The following is an 821-nucleotide window of genomic DNA, read 5'->3' as shown; positions in this document are numbered from 1 at the left end:
AACACTCAGGCCCCCGCGGTGCTGCTCTCGACCGCCGAGGGCGTCGAGGTCATGCAGCCCGCGGCGCCCGCGATGCCGGACCAGGTCGCGATCGACGCCATCACCTACGGCGACAGCGGCGAGGTCACCCTTTCGGGCCGCGGCACCGCGTCTTCGGAACTGCGCATCTACCTCGACAACCGCCCCGTCGCCCGTGCCGACGTGCCCGGGACCGGGCGCTGGCAGGCCGAGCTTCCGGCGATCGAGACCGGCACCTACACGCTGCGGGTCGACGAGATCGACGCGCAGGGCACGGTCGCTTCCCGCGCCGAAAGCCCGTTCCTGCGCGAGGACCCGGCCAAGCTCGCCGCCGCCGGCGAGGCGGTGGACGCGGGCGCGCCGCTCCGCGTGGTCACCGTCCAGCCCGGCCACACGCTCTGGGCACTGGCCCGCGACCGCTACGGCGAGGGCACGGCCTATGTAAAGCTCTTCGAGGCCAACCGCGGCCAGATCCGCAATCCCGACCTGATCTACCCGGGGCAGGTCTTCGACATGCCGGACTGACCCCGGCCGCCCCGGAACCACGGTCCGCCCTTCATCTTGCCAGATAAACTCCGGGGTGAATTGGCGCGCAGCGCCAAGAGGGGCAGCGCCCCTTCCTCCCGCGCCACCGGCGCAGCGATCCGGCATCACCCCGGTGTCCTCGTGCGCGGTTATCGGCTGTGATCGCGCACGAGGGGTTGGGCCCCGGGGGCCAGCCACCGCCGCCATTCGCCGCGAGGTCGGAGGGCACCCTCGCGCCACGCCCCGAACGTCGCAAATCCGTGCCAGCCTCAAACGGC

The 821-nt window shown here is 72.5% G+C and carries 1 protein-coding gene; it reads left to right on the top strand.

From position 1 onward, the window contains the following. Positions 1-543, top strand: a 543-nt coding sequence (locus HC022_RS27870; RefSeq protein ID WP_167454525.1) for a LysM peptidoglycan-binding domain-containing protein, incomplete at its 5' end; no start/stop codon positions are given. Positions 544-821: the final 278 nt, after the last annotated feature.

Source organism: Salipiger sp. HF18 (assembly GCF_011806505.1).
GTDB classification, from domain to species: Bacteria; Pseudomonadota; Alphaproteobacteria; order Rhodobacterales; family Rhodobacteraceae; genus Salipiger; species Salipiger thiooxidans.
The sequence above is the reverse complement of the archived record's forward strand: the minus strand, read 5'-3'. Positions and strand labels throughout refer to the sequence as shown.